Origin of the sequence: Dinoroseobacter shibae DFL 12 = DSM 16493 (assembly GCF_000018145.1) — a bacterium.
Taxonomy (GTDB): Bacteria; Pseudomonadota; Alphaproteobacteria; order Rhodobacterales; family Rhodobacteraceae; genus Dinoroseobacter; species Dinoroseobacter shibae.
In genome coordinates, this window is the sequence record NC_009955.1 from 173,678 (window position 1) to 190,506 (window position 16,829).

The window sequence follows — 16,829 nt, forward strand, 5'->3', positions numbered from 1 at the left end:
AGCCGTCCGACGCGACGCCCACCGACGCTGAATAGGAAAGAACGCCATGGTCCCGGAAATTGGTCACTTCGCACTGGCCCTCGCACTGGCGCTTGCGCTTGTTCAGAGTGTTCTACCGATTGCAGGTGCGTCGCGTAGAAATGCCGTCTGGATGAAATCCGCCCAGGCGACGGCAATAGGACAAGTGCTGTTTGTGGCCATCGCCTTCGCAGCGCTGATGCAGGCTTTCATCGTCAGCGATTTTACCGTCAGGAACGTCGTCGAGAACTCCCATTCGCTCAAGCCAATGCTCTACAAGGTGGCCGGGACCTGGGGCAGCCATGAGGGTTCGCTGCTGCTCTGGATCCTGATACTCGCGGTGTTCGGCGCGGGCGTCGCCTGGTTCGGATCGAACATCCCCGCCGAGACCAAGGCGCGCACCTTGTCGGTGCAGGCGTGGATCAGCGTCGGCTTCCTGTCCTTCCTGCTGCTGACGTCGAACCCCTTCGAGCGGGTGTTTCCGCCGCCGCTCGACGGCAATGACCTCAACCCGTTGCTTCAGGACATGGGTCTCGCCATGCACCCGCCGCTCTTGTATTTCGGGTATGTCGGCTTCTCCATCGTGTTTTCCTTTGCCGTTGCGGCTCTTCTGGAAGGGCGCGTCGATCCGGCCTGGGCCAGATGGGTCCGCCCGTGGACATTGGCCGCGTGGGTCAGCCTTACGGCAGGTATCGCTCTTGGATCGTGGTGGGCCTATTATGAACTGGGCTGGGGCGGCTGGTGGTTCTGGGACCCGGTCGAGAACGTGAGCTTCATGCCCTGGCTTCTGGGCACGGCGCTGCTGCATTCCGCCATCGTCACCGAAAAGCGCGACGCGTTCAAAAGCTGGACCATCCTACTTGCCATCCTGACTTTCTCGCTTTCGCTGCTCGGGACGTTCATCGTCCGGTCAGGCCTGCTTACATCCGTGCATGCCTTCGCCGTCGATCCAGAGCGCGGGCTTTACATTCTGGGTCTGCTGGCCGTGTCCATCGGTGGGTCGCTGGCGCTCTACGCCTGGCGGGCGCCCGAAATGGAGCCGGGTGGTCTGTTTCGCCCGATCAGCCGCGAGGCCGGGCTGCTCGTGAACAACCTCATTCTGGCCGCCGCTACGGGAACGGTCCTGTTCGGGACGCTTTATCCACTGATCCTGGAGGCTGTCACCGGGGACAAGATCTCGGTCGGTCCACCTTTCTTCAACGCGGCCTTCATTCCGATGATGCTGGCACTGGTCGTGTTCATGGGTCTTGGTCCATTCCTGTCGTGGAAGCGGGCTGATATCGCCGGTTTGCTCGATCGCATCCAATTCGTGGCCGTGCTGGCGGTCATTGCAGCCTTGGCCGCATGGTATCTTCTGAACGGTGGGCCGATCATGGCCTATCTTGCCATCCTCGGCGCAGCGTGGCTGCTTTTTGCGACCCTGCGGGAATGGGCGCTACGCATCCGTCTGTTCGAGGTTTCCCTTGCAGAGAGCGCGAGACGCGTGCGCAACCTGCCACGCGCCTCTCACGGTATGACGCTTGCCCATGCCGGCGTCGCTGTGTTGATGATGGGGATGATCGGCTCGACCGGATGGAAGAGTGAGGAGATCGTCTTTGCCGCCCCCGGGACCGAAGTCACGATCGCCGGGTTCGACATCACCTTCGAAGGGGCCGCAAAGGTTCAAGGGCCGAACTACATCGCGGATCGCGGCACCCTTGTGGTGCGTCGGGATGGCGAATTGGTCACGACACTTTTCCCGGAACGGCGGTATTACCCGGTCGCGGAAAGCCAGACGACGGAGTCGGCCATCCGCTCCACATTGGCGGGTGATCTCTATACGTCGATTGCAACGCCAGCCTCCGATCAAGTGAACAACGCCGGAGCATGGACCCTTCGGATCCTTTATGAACCGCTCGTCAACCTGATCTGGATCGGCTCGATCCTGCTGGTGATCGGTGGCTGTTTGTCCTTGTCGGATCGCCGTTTGAGGGTCGGGGCGCCGCGCCGTGCCAAACAGCCAGCCACCGATGCCGTTCCTGCCGAGTAGGAGAGAAGATGAAACGTCTCATTGCCGGGCTGCCGTTTATTGCGGCGGTCATATTCGGTGGGTTTTTTCTCTGGGGGCTCAATCCCGACCGGGATCCCAACGAGATCCCTTCCGTCCTGATCTCGCAACCGGCCCCGGCGTTCGACCTCGATCCCGTGCCGGGGTTGGAGACACCCGGCCTGGCCCGAAGCGATCTTGTCGGCAACGAACGACCGGTCGTGGTCAATGTCTTTGCGTCCTGGTGCGTGCCCTGCCGCGCGGAACATGCCGTGTTGACAAGATTTGTCGAACGAGACGGCATGCGGTTGTTCGGAATAAACTACAAAGACAAACCTGAGGATGCCGTGAAGTGGCTCAATGACCTCGGCAATCCCTACGAGCGGATCGGGTCCGACCTGTCGGGCCGGACCGGGATCGAATGGGGCCTGTCGGGCGTGCCGGAAACCTTCATCGTCGATAGCGATGGCACCGTTTTGTTTCGCTATGTCGGGCCGGTCGTGGGTCCGGACGCCGTCGAACGGTTCACGCAAGCCCTGAAGCAGGCAGGCGCACTGCCAAATGGAGCAGGTTCATGAGACAGTTGATTTTCGCGTTTTGCATCGGGCTCCTTCCCTTTGCCGCCAATGCGGTGGAACCGGACGAAATGCTGACCGACCCGGTATTGGAACAGCGTGCGCGGGAGATTTCCAAGGATCTACGATGCGTCGTCTGTCAGAACCAGGACATCGACAGTTCGAACGCGGGTGTGGCGCGGGACTTGCGTCTGCTCGTACGCGAGCGCCTGGTCGTTGGAGACAGCGACGCGGAGGTGATCGAATACATACGGGCGCGGTACGGGGATTACGTGCTGCTGAAACCGCCTCTGGAGCCTGCGACCTACGCGCTTTGGTTCGCTCCGATCGCTTTCGTTCTGATCGGGGTTTTCGTTGGTGGCGGGCTACTGATGAGTCGGCGAAAGCAAGAGGCATTTGAAGACTTGGGCTCGGAGGATGAGAACACCGTGTCCGAAATTCTCAGGCAAAACGAAGCGGGGGATGCGTCATGATCTGGGGTATTTTCGTTCTTTTGACGCTGGTCGCAATCGGAATTGTCCTCTACCCGCTGCTGCTGTCCAAATCGAACACTCTCACCAGAGGGGATGCGGTACCGGCGATCCTCGCCGATCAGATGCGGGAAATCCAACGAGACATGGACCGCGGTTTGATTTCTGAACAGGAAGCTCAAGCGGCCAGACTCGAGATCAAGAAACGGATCCTCGCGACGACCCGCAATTCGGAAGAAAAAGCCGGATCATCCCGTAATGGTGGCAGAGTCACTCTCGTTGTCGCGGCGGTCCTCGCGCCGGTTATTGCCGCGGGCTACTATCTGACGATGGGATCGCCGGAGGTTCCTTCAATGGCCTTCGCTGCCCGTGCAGAGGAGCGGGCACAGACTGATGAAGTGACGGCGCTGGCAATACAACTTCGCGAAAGGCTTGTATCCGATCCGACCGGCGGCCCTAGCGAAGGGTGGATGCTGTTGGGCCAGACCTATCAGCGCATGGGCAGAGCAGCCGATGCCGTCGAAGCCTTCGAAGTCGTTGCCGAACGGGAGGATGCCACCTCCGCGACATTCTCCATGCTGGCAGAGGCTGTCGCGGTTGCCAATGACGGCGTTGTTATTCCACGGGCGAAATTGGCCATTGATCGCGCTTTGGACCTTGACCCATCCAATCCTGCGGCAACCTACTTCGAGTCTCTGTATTACTTTCAGCAAGAAGAGACGCGTAAGGCCTACGATCTGCTTGTTTCACGACTGAATCAGGAAGAGGCTTACGTTCCCTGGATGGAGACCTATGCAGCGCAGATCAACCGGATTGCAGCGGCAGCTGACCTTCCGGTCGTCAATCTACCCAGCGGGCCGACGTCGCAACCAGGCCCGAGTGCCGCAGATGTCGCGGCGGCGTCGGAGATGAATGACGCGGATCGCGCGGAGTTCATCCGATCGATGGTCTCGCGGCTGGCCGAGCGTCTTGAGGATGAACCGGACGATCTGGATGGTTGGATGCGGCTGGCAAATGCCTATACCGTCCTTCAGGAGCCCGATCGCGCCGTTGAGGCCTACCGCAAGGCTGAAGCGCTGTTGGAGCAGCAGCCCGCCAGTGATCCTCGGCGTGCGGCGGTCCGTGCCGCGCTTGAGCGGCTCGGCGGCTGACTACTGCTCGGTGTCCCGGTCGAGCAGGTCACTCCTGTCCGGCAACCTTTGCGGAAACATCCCGACCACTGGCTTGCGCCAAGGCGTTCATCACGTCCTCGGTTTTTAGCAATTCGGACAGCACAATGCCGTTCGGTGCCGATGGTCCGTAGACGGCATTGAAGGGGATGCCGTATCTGCCGAAACTCTCAAGGTAGCGGGAAATGCGCGTGTCCGGGCGTGTCCAATCTGCCTGCATCGCCGTGACTCCAGGCGCTTCAAGCGCGCTCCGGACTGGCTCCCGATCGATGATAAGTGTCTTGTTCGCTTTGCAAGTCAGACACCAGTCAGCGGTCACATCGACAAAAACGACCTCTCCTGCGGACACGCGTTTCGCTATTTCCGAACGATCAAATGCGATCCAAGCCATTGCCAACTGCGGCGTCGAACGCGCAGGTGCTGATTGCTGCAAGAGAGGACCTGCGGCAATGGCCAGGACAAGGCTGGCTATGGCAATAGACCACCTGAATTGGGACTGCACATTCGGGAGAGATAGTATCAGAACGGCGAGACCGGACAACGCCGCGACCGCGATGACAGACGCAAGCCCGGCGACACCGTCGAGCACCCAGAACAGCCACACGGCGGTTGCAAGCAACAAAACCCCCATGACGCTTTTGATGATCAGCATCCATCGACCAGGCTTGGGCATGAATGCGACCAGACGCGGGAACGCGGCGATGACGAGATAGGGCAGGGCGAGGCCGAGCCCGAGGCTCGTAAAGACGATGAGGATGTCCACGCCACGCCCGGCCAAAGCAAAGGCCACCGCGGTGCCGAGGAACGGTGCCGAACAAGGCGTCGCCATGACGGCACCGAACATGCCAGTGAAAAAGTCGGCGGAATACCCGTTGCGTCCTCCGGCCCCTGCAAGCCGCGTCTGCATGCCGTGTGGAAGGGCGAACTCGAACGCTCCGAACAGATTTGCCGAAAAGACGAGCAGGACAGCGATCATCGCCGCAAGAAACAGCGGGCTTTGAAACTGCAAACCCCACCCGACGCTGAGGCCTGCCGTCTGGAGCGCCCAGAGGACGAGCGCCAGACCCCACATGAACGTCATGATGCCGGCGCTGGCAGCGACGAAACCGAACCGGACACGGGTTGTGTCGTGATCGGTGTGTTTGAGCACAGACGACACCTTGATGGACAGCACCGGCAGCACGCAGGGCATCACATTCAGGATCAATCCGCCCAGCAGCGCGATCGCGGCAATCCAGATCAGTTCCATCATGTCCGGTGTCGTGGCGGCCAGTTCAAAGGGTGGTGCTATTCCTTGCGCCACGCGATCCGCGATGATCGTGAAGGCCCGGTTCTCGCCGTCGGTGACGGTAATCGACGGAGCCACTGTCACATCCGTATTCGACGAGAGGATCGGCAAGCGCGCCCAAAGCAAACGATCCTCTTCTCCCAAACGGATATCGGGTTTGCCAAGCGCAACACCCATACCCAGTTCGGGAAACACATCCGGCGACTGGAGTGGTTCATCGACGCGAAGGCTGACGATCAACTCCGTGAGGTCTTCGTCGATGAAGGCATTTGCCTCGCTGACGCCGCTCGTCTTGGCCCCTTCGGGGACGCGCTCGGAAAACGTACCGATCAGCCCAGCCGAAGTGCTGTCGATGACGTTGCCCCGTCCGAGGCGAAGTGACAGGTCAAACTCTTCCGGGACACAGACATTGGAGCACACCAGCAGTTTGACCTGCGCGGAAAGAGTCACAGGTGCGCCGGGATCTTTGAGCGTTATGCGCAGCGGAAAGACGACTTCACCCGCATAACCAAAATTTTCGATGCCGAAGGCGGTGAAGCGCGTCGGGGCGGGCCACATGAATTCGACATCTGCGACGTTTTCGGAACCGCTCCATTCGACCGAAGGCGGTATTCCCACCTCGCCCGCCGACCGCCAATAGGTCTTCCAGTTTTCGTTCAGTTGAAGGTGAAGCCCGGCTGACAGAGTCTGTGTGTTCTCGGGAACGCCGTCCTGTACACTAATGAGATGCGCGGTGAGTGGCGCGCTCTGGTATTCAGCAGAGGTTGCTGCCGCGACACTTCCAGAGACAACGGCCAGGAGCACGAAGGGAATAAGCAAAACCCGTCGCAGGATCAAAAGGCAATCGATCAAGATACCTGCTTCCTTCCCATATTTTCCGCAGATTTCGCCAGGACGGCGGAAATTGCGTCAAAGTCCACCTGTGGCAAAACCCTGACGACCGTCCGCACAGACAATTCGCGCAACGCCAGTCGCAGAAGATGAAAGGGTTCGACACCCATCCGGCAGAAGGTCTGACGCTTGCTTCGTGGACACGATAGCCTTCAGATCTAGGCAGTCTGCAAGGCTTCCCGCGCAACCTCCAAGTAATGTAACCATCAACAGCAATACGAATACCTTTGCTTTCCCTCGCACATCACTGCCTGTTGCGGGCGACGCTAGGAATCACGGAACTTATGGGCTCGGGCGCTTCCTCGATAGTATCGTTTGCCTTGTCGGAATGGCACGATTTCCCCATGAATCTATGCATCACAAGATGCGCTCCAACGCACAACAGGAGCGGGGCGAAAGCCGATGCATTGCCCCACATACCCGCAAGCGTTCCGCCAGCGAGAAAAAAACCGATCACGGGCAACAGCATCACAATGCAACACGCCATCATTCCGTAATGCATGAGCTTGTCTGTAATCGGCTTATTCTTGGGATTTTCGTCGTCCATGACACCCTCTTTGTCTCGTTCCTGGCGTCATTTGCGACCCTCCAGCAGGGTAAGGTCAAGGATACAAATGGATACACTTCTCGCGGCCTTGTCAGGTTGCCTGATGCCGGGTCTCCCGTAAAAGACATGTACAAACCGTAGGCTAGGAGTGTGTCATGACGACATCGCGAAACAACAAGATCAATCGACGAAGCCTGTTGGGGTATGCGGCTGTCGCTTTGGTTGCACCAAGCGTGGTTCGAGCCGAAACCATTCGCCGCAACATTTCTTCTTTCCGAGTTCATGACTGGCAAGACCATTTCGACACGCTCGGCAAAGGGATCATCATCTCAGACACCGTGACGATGGCGCTACAGCACTGGACAGCGGACGGCGAGATGCGGATTTACCCGACATCCGTTCCGCTGACCGACGAACTCACCAAACGCGGTTACACTGAAGTGGTGGAAAAACGCAAAAACCCCAGTTGGGCGCCGACGCCCTCCATGCGGGAACGCAATCCGGAATGGCCGGCACGTATCGAGGGGGGTGATCCGGACAACCCCTTGGGTACTCGCGCACTGTACCTGTCGTGGCAGTACTACCGTATTCACGGGACACAGGACACGCGCAAGATCGGCCGCCGGTCGTCAAACGGCTGCATCGGTTTGTTCAACGAACAGATCGAGGAAGTCTACGAGCGAGCGCCTGTCGGCACTCAAGTCAAACTCATCTGACCCAACGGGCAAGGCGGAAGATACAGGCATGGACAAATTAACTGCGCTGATTGGTGCCGTTTTTGTTATCGGCGGGGGTTTTGCCGTTTGGCAGTTCGTTGGAGCCGAAGATTTAGCGGTTGGCCACTCCATGACGCCACCTGACACAAGCGAGATTGCCGAAGGCGATCCGATCGTCCAGGTCCAGCTGCCTGACGCACTCTCGCAGCAGGCGGCGCTTGGGAAGAACATATTCGAGGCAAAATGTTCCGAGTGTCACGGCGAAAATGCCGCCGGTCGCAACGGTGTTGCGCCGCCTCTCGTGCACAAGATCTACGAACCGAGCCACCATTCGGACATGGCTTTTGTTCTGGCAGCTCAAAACGGCGTCCGTGCACATCACTGGAATTTCGGTAATATGCCTAAGATCGAGGGATTGACCCAAGGAGACGTCAAGATGGTGGCCGCCTATGTCCGCGAATTGCAGCGGGCCAACGGGATCAACTGATGCGTTGGTCGAAGACGAACCGATGGATTCTGTCGGCCGTTTTCGGCCTTTTCCTTGTAGTACTCGGGGTGCCAGAGGCGCCGGTATATCATGGTGAAACGTCGTTGGGGCAGGAATACCATGGTCACGAAGACGCAGGGCCATCGACCGAGGCCTCTGGCCACTGCCATCCAGGCCTCGATTGTTCTGTCCCGGCAGCGTTATTGCTTCAGCCGAACATGGCGTACGAGCCTTCTTTTCTGAAAGCCGTCATGCAAGACGGCGCGATCCAACGAACCGAATTGCGCCCGATCAGCGATCCTCCACCGCCCCGACGGTGGGTCTGATTTCACATCGCTCGAAAAGCAGACCCAAAGAAGGATCGAAGACATGAAAAAGACGACTATCGTAGCGGCAGTGTTGATTGCAGGTACTGCGGTCACGGCATTCGCGCATAGCGGTGCCACCGGCATCGTGAAAGAGCGCATGGATGCCATGCTTGCAATGGGGAAGGCGGTCAAGACCGTGGCCCCGATGATGCGGGGCGAAACGGCCTATGACGCAGAAACAGTGCGCGATGCCGCGCGCCTGTTCCAGCAGCACGCCGGTGAGAGCATGACAAAGCTGTTCCCAGAGGGCACAGGGGGCATGCCCTCGGAAGCCAAGGACGAGGTGTGGACCGACTGGGAGCGCTTCGCGGCATTGGCAAGTCAGCTGGAAGAATACTCTGAGGGCCTGGAACGCGCAGCCGACAATGGATTGGGCGGCATGAGCGGCAATACCTCCATGGATGGCGCCTCGATGATGGGCGGCGGGTCAATGATGGGAGGCGATACAACCATGATGGGCGGGAGCACGATGATGGGCCGAGGCGACATGATGGATGCGGCCGCCATTGCCGAAATGCCCGCCGACGCAGCATTCGCGATGACGACCCAGGTCTGTTCCGCATGCCATGAACGCTTCCGGGCGGAAGAAGACTGACCATGCGCCGGTTCTTGACACTCGTCAGCGGGGCCGCCGTGCTGGGCGCGGCCAGCCTCGGCGTCGTGATTGCATGGCCTGTCGGCAGTGCAGTGACTCCGATTGCAATAGAGGGCAATGTCGACCGGGGCGCATATCTGGCGCGCGCCAGTGGGTGCATTGCCTGTCATACCAATTTTGAAGCGGGCGGCGCACCACTTGCCGGAGGGGCGCCGCTCGAAACCCCGTTCGGAACGTTCTACCCGCCCAACCTGACGACAGACCCGGAACATGGCATGGGCGAATGGACGGCAGAACAGTTCGCAAAAGCCGTGCGGCAAGGCATCGGCCCCGATGGAACGCCGTACTATCCGTCTTTCCCGTACACCTTCTATGCGGATTTTTCTGATCAGGATATCGCTGACCTCTGGGCGGCGTTTCAAACCGTGCCGCCCGTGGACGAGCCTGCACCAGAAAATGATGTCAGCTTCCCATTCGACCAACGATGGGGGCTGAAGCTCTGGCGAGCGGCGTTCTTCTACGATCCGGATACCGAACCGATTGAAGGGCGAAGCGACGCATGGAATCGAGGACGGGAATTGGTGCGCGGTGCGGCACATTGCGGAGCCTGCCATACGCCGCGCAATCTTGCGGGAGGCCGCGATATCGGTGCTTCCTTTGCAGGCAACGCCCAGCTTCCCGGTGGCAGCAAGGCCCCCGCGATACGGCCAAAAGACCTGGTCAAAAATGACTGGACGGTTTCAAACCTCGCTTATGCGCTCCAGACCGGCATCACCCCTTCGGGCGATGCTTTCGGCGGCAGCATGGCGGAAGTGGTTCGCGAGGGAACTCGGTTTCTGACACCTGCCGATCGCGAAGCGATGGCGCTTTTCCTGCTGAACAAGGACACGGTCGAGGCGGAGAACCCCGCGTCGAACTAACACCACGCGGGGGCAACACGCCCCCGCTTTCTCGAGGATCGAAATGAGACAAACACGTCGGGATTTCTTGCGCCATGCAACACTGGCGGCCTGCGCGGCGGCCATCCCGCAGTCGGCTTTTGCCGCGACCCCGTTCGAGGACCTGATTGCCAAGGTTGCACGTCGACAGCTTCTTCCGGACACCTACCCGGAAACAGAGATCTGGGGCTATGACGGCCTCGTTCCGGCCCCGGAAATCAGGGTCACACAAGGCGATCGGGTGCGTCGCAGGTTTCGCAACGAGGTACCCGATCCCAGTTCGGTTCACTGGCACGGAATCCGGATCGACAACGCGATGGATGGCGTTTCAGGGCTGACCCAAGAGGCCGTAGCGCCGGGTGGAACCTTTGACTACGACTTCGTCGTACCGGACGCGGGCACCTATTGGTATCACGCGCATAATCGCTCATACGAGCAAGTCGCGCGTGGTCTGCGCGGTGCCTTGATCGTCGAAGAGGTCGATGGACCGGACATCGACCGCGAGGAAGTCATCGTTCTGGAGGACTGGTTGCTCGACCCTGAGAGCGGGCAGCTGTTCGACAATTTCGAACAGCCCATGATGATGAGCCACGGTGGACGTACCGGCAACTTTATCACGACCAACGGGCGCTATGACCTGACCTTGCCCGCGCAGCGCAACGAGCGCATTCGCTTGCGGATCATCAACGCAGCAAGCGCTCGAATTTTCCCGCTGAGGCTCTCTGGATTCAGTGGCTGGACGGTGGCCGTGGATGGAATGCCAACCGGCCAACCCCAGTCGGTTGACGGCGAGTTGATCCTCGGCCCGGCACAGCGCGTCGACTTAATTGTGGATGTGACCGAAGACGAAGGCGGCACCGCCCAATTGCTTCGCATCGGCGATGATGATCAACTGACCCCGTTGGTGAGTTTTCTGGTCAACGGCACAGCCAGTTCAGTACCAAGAGGCAAGCCACTGCCGTTGCCGCCGAACCCCGCGGCACACGCCCCGGACCTTGCCGATGCGCGTGATTTGCGACTGGTCATGTCCGGCGGGGCAATGGGGCGAATGCAGTCCGCATTGCTTGGCGGGGAACGTCTTGGATTCCGTCAGCTTGCCCAAGCGGGCAAATTCTGGGCCCTGAATGATGTCGCCGAAATGACCTACACGCCACTGGCCGATCTATCCCTGAACGAGCCGGTGCGCCTGAAGATCGAGAACCAGACCGTTTTCCCACATGCGATGCACCTGCACGGGATGCATTTCCGCGAGCTGCGCCCCGACGGCGCGTTCGGGCCGATGCGGGACACGATCCTGTTGGCCGGCAACGAGTCCCGGGAGATCGCCTTTACGGCAGACAATCCCGGCAAGTGGCTGTTCCATTGCCACATGCTCAGCCACGCCGCATCTGGCATGACAACCTGGATACGGGTCACATGAGATATCTCGTTTGGTCCCTTCCGATCACTGTCGCAGCAGCCGCCTTCACGTATTGGCTCTCGACCAGTGCATCCTCGGATGTCGGCAGCGCGTCCAGGGCGGAGAGCTACGACATCGAAGAAGGCGCGTTGCTCTACGCAGAAAACTGTGCGTCTTGTCATGGCGCGGGTCTGGAAGGCCAGCCGGAATGGCGAACGCCCGGCGCGGATGGGCGCCTGCCAGCACCACCACATGATGAGACGGGTCACACCTGGCATCATCCTGACAGCCTGCTCTTCGATTACACAAAACTGGGGGGTGCGGCGCTTCTGGCGCGTCAGGGCGTCGAATTCGACAGTGGCATGCCCGGTTTCGCAGACGTGCTGACCGACCAGCAAATTCACAACATCCTGGCCTTCATCCGGTCCACCTGGCCAGACCGCATCCGCGAAGTCCAGGCCGCGCGGACAGAAGCCGACGAACAACGGGGAGAGAACTAAAATGCGTTTCAGACAAGCCTTCACGACGGTCGCGATAGCTGCCTTGCTTCCGATACCGGCACTCGCGGACGAACTGTCAGAGTCCCGGGTCAAGGAACTTGTGCTCGAGGCAATCCGCGAGAACCCGGAGATTGTCATGGAGGCCGTGGCGATCCTCGAACAAAGGCAGGCGCAAGCGCAGGAGCTCAGTCAGGCCCAAGTTCTGAATGACCAGCGCGATCTGATCGAGAACGATCCGAATGCGCCGGTTCTCGGCAACCTGGAAGGGGACGTCACTGTTGTGGAATTTTTCGACTACAACTGTCCCTATTGTCGGCGGGTCAAACCCGAGGTGCGGGCTTTGATCGAAGACGATCCCAACATTCGCCTCGTCTATCGTGAATGGCCCATTCTCGGAGACGGATCGGTGTTTGCCGCGAAAGCGGCCTTGGCAGCGCGCAAGCAGGACAAATACGAAGAGTTTCACTGGGCAATGATGGGGCTGGAAGGCCGCGCGGAAGAGGCCTCCGTGCTGCGCGTGGCCGAGGAGATCGGCCTGGATATCGCGCAGTTGCGCAAGGACATGGAGGCCCCCGAGGTCGAAGAGCACATTGCGACCTCCATGCAACTGACCCAAGCTCTGGGCTTTAACGGCACGCCGTCTTTCGTGATCGGGGATGCGCTGGTCCCGGGCTTCGTCGAAAAGGCGCAGCTTGCCGACTTGGTCGAGGAAGCCCGCAAAGTCGAAGACTGAAATTCTGTGCCCGGACCACCCTTGGGTGGTCCAGGCACTGCATCAAGCGGCCGCAGGTTCCACGTTGTAGCCCGCATCCCGAATGATCGCTTGGACCTGATCGGCTGGTAACACGCTGTCGACATGCACCTGTCGGGCAGAAAGGTCACATTCTACGCCTGCATTCGGATCTGCGCTCTTCACCGCGCTTTCGATTGCTGCGGTGCAATGCCCACAGCTCATGTCCGGAACGCTGAACTTCATCGGAACCACTCCTTGATCTGATTTCTATCGGTGACATGGGGCTTCCCCCCCGCTGGAAGGTCAAGTGAAGAAATTTATTTGGCGCCCTCCCATTGACCCTCCAGTAACTGGAAGCCTCATATTCCACTTCGAATGGAAAAACAGGTGACACATATGCCCGAACCCAAACAGATCAGCCTGCCGATCGAAGGCATGTCATGCGCGTCCTGCGTTGGCAGGGTCGATCGCGCATTGAATGCAATCGACGGCGTAGAGGATGTGTCGGTGAACCTTGCCTCGGAAACTGCTCGCATGAGCGTGGACGCGCTCAAGCGCATTCCCGACATCATCGAATCCCTTCGCGAGCTGGGCTACCCCGCGCGGAAGGCCAGGGCCGAACTCACGATTGCAGCGATGTCCTGTGCCTCTTGCGTCGGGCGGGTCGATAAGGCGCTTGCCGCGGTGCCCGGGGTGGTCGAGGTGAACGTCAACCTCGCCTCAGAGACGGCGACGGTCGTTTACGTCGAAGGTCTTGTCACGACATCCGATCTGATCGAATCAAGCGGCGCGGCAGGGTATCCAGCAACCGTGGCAACGGCCCAGGCCGGTGACGACAGAGTTGCGCGCAAGGAGGAAGAGGCTCAGGCGCTTGCCAAACGGGTCACCTTTGCGGCCATCCTCGCCTTGCCGGTCTTCCTGATCGAAATGGGTGGCCACGTCATTCCGGCCGTTCATATGCTGATCGAGACCACGATTGGCCAGCAGACGAGTTGGCTTCTTCAGTTCGTGCTGACGACAATCGTTCTCTTCGGCCCGGGCCGGACGTTTTACACCAAGGGTTTCCCGGCCTTGTTCCGGGGTGCCCCCGACATGAACAGCCTCGTCGCGGTCGGCACCGGGGCGGCTTACCTTTATTCCGTGGTTGCGACATTCGTACCGTCGGTCCTGCCTGACACGCTGCGCACCGTCTATTTCGAGGCGGCAGCGGTCATCGTCGTTCTGATCCTTCTGGGGCGGTTTCTTGAAGCGCGCGCCAAGGGGAGAACGGGCGCGGCCATCCAGAAGCTATTAGGGCTTCAGGCGCGGACTGCACGCGTGATGCGGGACGGAGAAAGCGTCGAGATCGAGATCGATGCGCTGGTTCAGGGTGACATCGTCATCGTGCGCCCTGGTGAACGCATCGCGGTCGATGGCGAGGTCATCGAGGGGACCAGCCGCGTCGACGAAAGCATGCTGACAGGCGAGCCGATCCCCGCTGAAAAAGGTGCCGGAGATACGGTGACCGGCGGGACGGTCAACGGCGCCGGAAGCCTGCAGTTCCTCGCCACGCGGGTCGGCGCCGACACGACCCTGGCGCAGATTATTCGCATCGTCGAAGAGGCCCAGGGCGCCAAACTGCCGATCCAGGGATTGGTCGACCGGATCACCTTGTGGTTCGTGCCTGCCGTGATGGCGATCGCGGCGGCGACCGTGCTGGTCTGGCTGTTTTTCGGGCCTGATCCGGCCCTGACGATGGCGCTGGTCGCCGGTGTGTCGGTGCTCATCATCGCGTGCCCCTGCGCGATGGGGCTTGCGACGCCGACCTCGATCATGGTCGGGACGGGACGTGCTGCGGAAATGGGTGTCCTGTTCCGTAAAGGTGACGCCTTGCAGCAACTTGATTCCGTTGATGTGGTCGCCCTCGACAAAACAGGCACGGTGACCGAGGGGCGACCCGCACTGACTGACCTTGTGCTGGCGGAAGGGTTCGATCGCCCAACAACGCTCTCGAAGATCGCTGCCGTGGAGTCGCTCTCCGAGCATCCTGTCGCGGACGCCATCGTGCGGGCCGCGCGGGCCGAGGGCGCACCTCTTGTGGCGGCCGAAGGCTTTCAATCGGTCACAGGTTACGGCGTGCGCGCCGTGGTCGAAGACGTGGAGGTGTTGGTTGGGGCCGACCGCTACATGGCGCGCGAAGGCATTGACGTCTCGGCATTGGCTCCAGAGGAAACGAAGATCGCAAGCAAGGGTCGCACGGCGCTTTACGCTGCCATAGATGGGCGTGTCGCCGCCGTGATCGGCGTGGCCGATCCGGTCAAACCGGCAAGCCGCGCAGCCATCGCAGCGCTGCACGAAAAGGGTCTTGCGGTTGCGATGATCACCGGCGACAAACGCGAAACCGCCGAAGCCATCGCCCGCGAAACCGGTATCGACCACGTCATCGCCGGCGTCCTGCCGGACGGCAAGGTTGCGGCGCTCGACAGTTTGCGCCAAGGGAACAAGCGCATCGCCTTTGTCGGCGACGGGATCAACGACGCCCCGGCGCTGGCGCATGCCGATGTGGGCATCGCCATTGGAACCGGCACCGATGTGGCCATCGAATCTGCGGATGTCGTCCTGATGTCGGGCGATTTGCGCGGCGTGGTGAACGCCTTCGAAGTATCGCGGCGGACCATGCGCAACATCCGGCAGAACCTGTTCTGGGCCTTTGCCTACAACGTGGCACTTATTCCGGTCGCTGCCGGGGTGCTTTATCCCGCCTTTGGGTTGCTCCTGTCACCAATCCTTGCGGCGGGTGCGATGGCGTTGTCCTCGGTGTTTGTCCTGACCAATGCCCTGCGGCTGCGGCGCATCGCGCCTGCGATGGACGAGCAGCGCGCAATCCCGGCAGAGCTGGCAGCCGCCACTCCTGCTCCAGCAGAATAACGGAGGTTCGACATGAACATCGGAGACGTTGCCCGACAATCGGGTGTGCCCCCAAAAACAATCCGCTACTACGAGGACATCGGGCTGATCCGCCCGAACCGTAGCGAGAACGGCTACCGCGCGTTCACCGAGAGCCACATTCACAAGCTGGCGTTTCTGGGTCGCGCACGGGCCTTGGGGTTCACCATCGAAGATTGCAGGACGCTCCTGTCGCTCTACGAGGATGAAAACCGCGAAAGCATGCAAGTGAAGGCGGTTGCGGAAGACCATCTGCGCCAGATCGAGGAAAAGATCGCGAAACTGCAATCCATGCGCGCGACGCTCGCCGAACTGGTGGAAAAATGTGCCGGGGATCACCGGCCCGACTGCCCCATCATCGAGGATCTGTCGCCGGAGCGGTTGGCCAAGTGACAGGCAAGAAGGGGCTGTACCTCAGAACCAGATCGCGCGGACCGGCATCCAGATACCCATGAAGATCATCATCAGGTTTTCCGTCAGCGAAATGAACCCCAGCGGGACGGAACTGTCACCGCCGACGCAGGCGCATTTCAGCTCTCTCTTGTCGATATAAACAGCCTTGAACACGCTGACAGCGCCGACCGTGCCGATAAACAGGGCGACAGGCGCCGAGAGCCACAGCAGCGCGCCGGCAGTCATCAGGACACCTGCCAACGCTTCGCCGAACGGGTAGACCTTGCCGTATCGCACCCATTTGCGCGCCAGCAGATCGTAGTTGAGGAACATCGTCGAAAACCCTTCGACATCCTGCAATTTCTGGATCGCGAGAATGGTCATGGACAGCGAAATGAACCATTCGAACCCCCGCAAGGTAAGGACCGACCCGTACTGGTGCCAAGACAGGCCCAATGCCAACAGCGCGGCAACGGAAAAGATCGCGATGACCGGCTGGTAGGTCGTGTCGCTTTGCTCTTCCTCGGGTGGGTCAATGTCGAAAAACACCCTGAGATCATCGTAACCGCCGATCCGTTCGTCCCCGATGAAAGTCTGCGGCGTCGTCTCGACCCCGTGCTTCTCCATGAAAGCATCGGTGTCTTCACGGGTGTCAAGCGGATGGTCTTCCACCTCGAAGCCTTGCCGCTCCAGCAGGTCTTTCGATTTCAGACCGTAGGGGCAGACATGGCCCGGCATGACCATGCGATAAAGCTGCGCGGATTTACTGTCTGTGTCGCGGGGCATGTCCT

General features: G+C 60.1%; 17 protein-coding genes. 13 read left to right on the top strand and 4 right to left on the bottom strand.

All coding sequences use genetic code 11. The annotated features are described in order from the left end of the window. The first annotated feature begins 46 nt into the window (after positions 1–46). Genes DSHI_RS19055 through ccmI form a run of 4 tightly spaced genes read left to right on the top strand, consistent with a single transcriptional unit; the run spans position 47 to position 4,240 of the window. Positions 47–2,047: a heme lyase CcmF/NrfE family subunit gene (locus DSHI_RS19055; RefSeq protein WP_012187039.1), complete on the top strand. Its 2,001-nt coding sequence runs from the start codon at positions 47–49 to the stop codon at positions 2,045–2,047. Positions 2,048–2,055: 8 nt separating this feature from the next. Then, the gene (locus tag DSHI_RS19060; RefSeq protein ID WP_009807483.1) at positions 2,056–2,622 is read left to right on the top strand and encodes a DsbE family thiol:disulfide interchange protein; all 567 of its coding nucleotides are present in this window, start codon (positions 2,056–2,058) and stop codon (positions 2,620–2,622) included. Beyond that, on the top strand, positions 2,619–3,092 hold the full coding sequence (locus DSHI_RS19065; protein WP_009807484.1) for a cytochrome c-type biogenesis protein: 474 nt from the start codon (positions 2,619–2,621) through the stop codon (positions 3,090–3,092). Before DSHI_RS19060 ends, DSHI_RS19065 begins: the two co-directional genes overlap by 4 nt. Continuing rightward, on the top strand, positions 3,089–4,240 hold the full coding sequence (ccmI, locus tag DSHI_RS19070; protein ID WP_008327282.1) for a c-type cytochrome biogenesis protein CcmI: 1,152 nt from the start codon (positions 3,089–3,091) through the stop codon (positions 4,238–4,240). The genes DSHI_RS19065 and ccmI overlap by 4 nt, the downstream gene beginning before the upstream one ends. Before the next feature lie 28 nt (positions 4,241–4,268). Here the strand turns inward: ccmI and DSHI_RS19075 are convergent, their stop codons facing one another. Both DSHI_RS19075 and DSHI_RS19080 read right to left on the bottom strand, forming a co-directional pair. Next, on the bottom strand, positions 4,269–6,398 hold the full coding sequence (locus DSHI_RS19075; RefSeq protein WP_009807485.1) for a protein-disulfide reductase DsbD family protein: 2,130 nt from the start codon (positions 6,396–6,398) through the stop codon (positions 4,269–4,271). A 283-nt stretch (positions 6,399–6,681) separates the two neighbouring features. After that, positions 6,682–6,984 (bottom strand): DUF2933 domain-containing protein, encoded by a 303-nt coding sequence (locus DSHI_RS19080; RefSeq protein WP_007803398.1) that lies wholly within the window; start codon positions 6,982–6,984, stop codon positions 6,682–6,684. Positions 6,985–7,139: 155 nt separating this feature from the next. Between DSHI_RS19080 and DSHI_RS19085 the strand changes: the two genes are divergently transcribed. From DSHI_RS19085 to DSHI_RS19115, 7 genes are all read left to right on the top strand, one after another. Further along, positions 7,140–7,700 (top strand): L,D-transpeptidase, encoded by a 561-nt coding sequence (locus DSHI_RS19085; protein ID WP_009807486.1) that lies wholly within the window; start codon positions 7,140–7,142, stop codon positions 7,698–7,700. Between the two features lie 28 nt (positions 7,701–7,728). Then, positions 7,729–8,187 (top strand): c-type cytochrome, encoded by a 459-nt coding sequence (locus DSHI_RS19090; RefSeq protein ID WP_007803401.1) that lies wholly within the window; start codon positions 7,729–7,731, stop codon positions 8,185–8,187. A 369-nt stretch (positions 8,188–8,556) separates the two neighbouring features. Then, positions 8,557–9,150 (top strand): c-type cytochrome, encoded by a 594-nt coding sequence (locus tag DSHI_RS19095; protein ID WP_007803403.1) that lies wholly within the window; start codon positions 8,557–8,559, stop codon positions 9,148–9,150. A gap of 2 nt (positions 9,151–9,152) precedes the next feature. Further along, a complete protein-coding gene (locus tag DSHI_RS19100; protein ID WP_007803405.1) occupies positions 9,153–10,070 on the top strand; it encodes a c-type cytochrome in 918 nt (305 codons plus the stop codon). A 43-nt stretch (positions 10,071–10,113) separates the two neighbouring features. After that, on the top strand, positions 10,114–11,508 hold the full coding sequence (locus DSHI_RS19105) for a multicopper oxidase family protein (RefSeq protein WP_007803406.1): 1,395 nt from the start codon (positions 10,114–10,116) through the stop codon (positions 11,506–11,508). Next, positions 11,505–11,987, top strand: coding sequence for a c-type cytochrome (locus tag DSHI_RS19110; protein ID WP_007803408.1), 483 nt, complete (start codon positions 11,505–11,507; stop codon positions 11,985–11,987). Before DSHI_RS19105 ends, DSHI_RS19110 begins: the two co-directional genes overlap by 4 nt. Before the next feature lies 1 nt (position 11,988). Next, positions 11,989–12,720 (top strand): DsbA family protein, encoded by a 732-nt coding sequence (locus DSHI_RS19115; RefSeq protein ID WP_009807488.1) that lies wholly within the window; start codon positions 11,989–11,991, stop codon positions 12,718–12,720. Between the two features lie 42 nt (positions 12,721–12,762). On the opposite strand, the gene DSHI_RS21955 is transcribed toward DSHI_RS19115, so the two are convergent. Next, complete coding sequence (locus tag DSHI_RS21955; protein ID WP_007803412.1) at positions 12,763–12,963, bottom strand: heavy-metal-associated domain-containing protein; 201 nt, start codon at positions 12,961–12,963, stop codon at positions 12,763–12,765. Between the two features lie 153 nt (positions 12,964–13,116). Here DSHI_RS21955 and DSHI_RS19120 point away from each other — a divergent pair, with 153 nt between their 5' ends. Next, complete coding sequence (locus DSHI_RS19120; RefSeq protein ID WP_012187038.1) at positions 13,117–15,627, top strand: heavy metal translocating P-type ATPase; 2,511 nt, start codon at positions 13,117–13,119, stop codon at positions 15,625–15,627. A 12-nt stretch (positions 15,628–15,639) separates the two neighbouring features. Then, a complete protein-coding gene (gene cueR, locus DSHI_RS19125; RefSeq protein WP_007803416.1) occupies positions 15,640–16,038 on the top strand; it encodes a Cu(I)-responsive transcriptional regulator in 399 nt (132 codons plus the stop codon). 21 nt (positions 16,039–16,059) lie between these two features. Here the strand turns inward: cueR and DSHI_RS19130 are convergent, their stop codons facing one another. Beyond that, complete coding sequence (locus tag DSHI_RS19130; RefSeq protein ID WP_012187037.1) at positions 16,060–16,824, bottom strand: MauE/DoxX family redox-associated membrane protein; 765 nt, start codon at positions 16,822–16,824, stop codon at positions 16,060–16,062. Between the last annotated feature and the right edge of the window lie 5 nt (positions 16,825–16,829).

Bases quoted from the DNA above. Each gene is read 5' to 3' on its own strand.
- DSHI_RS19055 (WP_012187039.1), top strand. From the start codon at position 47: ATGGTCCCGGAAATTGGTCACTTCGCACTGGCCCTCGCACTGGCGCTT.
- DSHI_RS19060 (WP_009807483.1), top strand. From the start codon at position 2,056: ATGAAACGTCTCATTGCCGGGCTGCCGTTTATTGCGGCGGTCATATTC.
- DSHI_RS19065 (WP_009807484.1), top strand. From the start codon at position 2,619: ATGAGACAGTTGATTTTCGCGTTTTGCATCGGGCTCCTTCCCTTTGCC.
- ccmI (WP_008327282.1), top strand. From the start codon at position 3,089: ATGATCTGGGGTATTTTCGTTCTTTTGACGCTGGTCGCAATCGGAATT.
- DSHI_RS19080 (WP_007803398.1), bottom strand. From the start codon at position 6,984: ATGGACGACGAAAATCCCAAGAATAAGCCGATTACAGACAAGCTCATG.
- DSHI_RS19085 (WP_009807486.1), top strand. From the start codon at position 7,140: ATGACGACATCGCGAAACAACAAGATCAATCGACGAAGCCTGTTGGGG.
- DSHI_RS19090 (WP_007803401.1), top strand. From the start codon at position 7,729: ATGGACAAATTAACTGCGCTGATTGGTGCCGTTTTTGTTATCGGCGGG.
- DSHI_RS19095 (WP_007803403.1), top strand. From the start codon at position 8,557: ATGAAAAAGACGACTATCGTAGCGGCAGTGTTGATTGCAGGTACTGCG.
- DSHI_RS19100 (WP_007803405.1), top strand. From the start codon at position 9,153: ATGCGCCGGTTCTTGACACTCGTCAGCGGGGCCGCCGTGCTGGGCGCG.
- DSHI_RS19105 (WP_007803406.1), top strand. From the start codon at position 10,114: ATGAGACAAACACGTCGGGATTTCTTGCGCCATGCAACACTGGCGGCC.
- DSHI_RS19110 (WP_007803408.1), top strand. From the start codon at position 11,505: ATGAGATATCTCGTTTGGTCCCTTCCGATCACTGTCGCAGCAGCCGCC.
- DSHI_RS19115 (WP_009807488.1), top strand. From the start codon at position 11,989: ATGCGTTTCAGACAAGCCTTCACGACGGTCGCGATAGCTGCCTTGCTT.
- DSHI_RS21955 (WP_007803412.1), bottom strand. From the start codon at position 12,963: ATGAAGTTCAGCGTTCCGGACATGAGCTGTGGGCATTGCACCGCAGCA.
- DSHI_RS19120 (WP_012187038.1), top strand. From the start codon at position 13,117: ATGCCCGAACCCAAACAGATCAGCCTGCCGATCGAAGGCATGTCATGC.
- cueR (WP_007803416.1), top strand. From the start codon at position 15,640: ATGAACATCGGAGACGTTGCCCGACAATCGGGTGTGCCCCCAAAAACA.
- DSHI_RS19130 (WP_012187037.1), bottom strand. From the start codon at position 16,824: ATGCCCCGCGACACAGACAGTAAATCCGCGCAGCTTTATCGCATGGTC.